2 protein-coding genes are annotated in these 2,449 nt (G+C 66.0%); both read left to right on the forward strand.

The annotated features are described in order from the left end of the window. A partial coding sequence (locus QF777_11810) for a hypothetical protein (protein ID MDP6912228.1) occupies positions 1-214 on the forward strand: 214 nt, incomplete at its 5' end. Between the two features lie 29 nt (positions 215-243). Beyond that, positions 244-2,449, forward strand: a 2,206-nt coding sequence (locus QF777_11815) for a molybdopterin-dependent oxidoreductase (GenBank protein MDP6912229.1), incomplete at its 3' end; no start/stop codon positions are given.

The following is a 2,449-nucleotide window of genomic DNA, read 5'->3' on the forward strand; positions in this document are numbered from 1 at the left end:
TCTCCGCCACGGTGCCCAGCGGAAGCGGTGGCGCGAATGGCTGTTCTGCATGACCTTCTCGCTGCTGTTCCTGAGCCTGGACATCGTGTTCGGCGAGATCGTGTTCGACTGGACCGGCCCTGTCCAACCCATCGTCCCCCTGGCTGCTTTGTACGGCCTGTTCGCCTACGAGGATGCCTACGTCCGGGCCGGCCAGTCCGTCCCCCTCTCGTAGCCGCCGTCCACCGGACCCCTGGAGTACCCATGACCGAGACCCTGTCGGCCTACCCACCCGAGGAGTCCTGGGACCATGTCGAGTCCCTCGACCCCGCCGCCTGGCCCACCAAGGTACGGCGTTCCCACCGCCTCGTGCCCACCACCTGCTTCAACTGCGAGGCCAACTGCGGCCTACTCGCCTGGGTCGACAAGGACACCGGGAAGATCACTAAGTTCGAAGGCAACCCGGTGCATCCGGCCAGCCGAGGCCGCAACTGCGCCAAGGGCCCGGCAACCATCAACCAGGTTGATGACCCGGAGCGGATTCTGCACCCCATGAAACGGGTGGGTGACCGAGGCGAGGGCCTCTGGGAGCAGGTCACCTGGGAACAGGCACTCGCCGAGATCGGCGACCGGATCGGTACCGCCTTTCGCGAGGACCGTCACCACGAGGTGATGTACCACGTAGGTCGAATGGGCGACGACAGCTACATGGAGCGGGTGCTCCACAGCTGGGGGATCGATGGGCATAACAGCCACACCAACATCTGTTCCAGCGGCGCTCGCGTCGGCTACGCCTCGTGGATGGGTTTCGACCGCCCGTCGGCCGACTTCGCCAACGCCAAGGTCATCTTCCTCATCTCGTCGCACCTCGAGGCCGGTCACTACTTCAACCCGCACGCCCAGCGGATCATCGAGGGTCAGCAGAATGGCGCCACGGTGGTCTGCGTGGATCCCCGCCTGTCCAACACGGCAGCCAAGGCCGACCACTGGCTCTCGCCCTGGCCGGGTACCGAGGCGTTCCTCCTGTTGGCCATCGCCCGCCTGTTGCTGCTCGAGAACACCTGGGACGCCAAGTTCTTCGAGCGGTGGGTGAACTGGGAGACGTTCCTCCGGGAGGCCAGGCCCGATCTAGAGCCCACGTTCCCCAACGTGCGCCAGGCTCTCATCGACCAGTACGCCGAGTACACCCCGGCCGAGGCGGCCCGGGTGTGCGGCCTCGAGGAGGGTCAGGTCCTGGAGGTGGCCCGGGTGGTCGGGGACGGTCTCGGCCGGTTCGCCTCGCACACGTGGCGGGCATCTTCGGCCGGCAACGAGGGCGGCTGGATGGTGGCCCGCTGCCTGCAGTTCCTGAACGTGCTGACCGGCTCGGTGGGCACCGAGGGGGGTACCAACGCCAACGGGTGGAACAAGTTCATCCCGGTCACCCCCATGCATCCGGAGCCGCAGGCCCGCTGGAACGAGATGCAGTGGCCGATCGAATACCCGCTCACCCACCACGAGCTGTCGATCCTGCTGCCTCACTTCCTCAAGGCCGGCCGGGGTCGCATCGATACCTACTTCACCCGGGTCTACAACCCGTTGTGGACCAACCCCGATGGGTTCACGTGGATGGAGGTATTGAGGGATCCGGACCTGATCGGCTGCCACGTGGCGTTGACTCCGACGTGGAATGAATCGGCGTGGTTTGCCGACTACGTCCTGCCCATGGGTGTCGCCTCGGAACGCCACGACGTGGCCAGCTTCGAGACCCACAACGGTCGGTGGATCGGCTTTCGCCAGCCGGTGGCCCGCCGCCACCGCGAGCTGGACGGGGAGACGTTCGAGCGGACATACGAGGCCAACCCGGGCGAGGTCTGGGAGGAGCAGGAGTTCTGGATCGACCTGTCGTGGCACATCGACCCTGACGGTTCGCTGGGCATCCGCCAGCAGTTCGAGAGCCGTGAACAGCCGGGCACGCCACTCACCCTGGATGAGTACTACACGATGCTGTTTGAGGGCTCGGTGCCCGGGTTGCCTGAGGCGGCAGCTGCCGAGGGGGTGACCCCGCTGGAGTACATGCGTCGCAAGGGGTCGTTCGCCTTGCCCGGCGACCAGCAGCAGGTATACGAGCGGGAGGTGTCCGAAGCTGACCTAGTTGGCTCAATCCGCGACGGGGACGGCGTTTGGCGTCGGCCCGGCACGGCTGGTTCACACGACTCGCTGGACGAGATCATCGGCCACATGCCGTTCATCGGCGACGGGTCACCGGCGGTGGACATCGACGGGCAGGCCCGGTTCGGCTTCCCCACGCCGTCCAAGAAGCTGGAGTTCTTCTCGGAGACCATTCGGGACTGGGGCTGGCCTGAATACTCGATGCCGGCGTTCATCAAGAGCCAGGTCCACTGGGAGGACCTGGACATGACGGCCGGTGAGCGCATCCTGGTGCCGACCTTCCGCATCCCGACACTCATCCACACTCGGTCGGCCAACA

Source organism: Acidimicrobiales bacterium, from assembly GCA_030747595.1.
GTDB lineage: Bacteria > Actinomycetota > Acidimicrobiia > Acidimicrobiales > MedAcidi-G1 > UBA9410.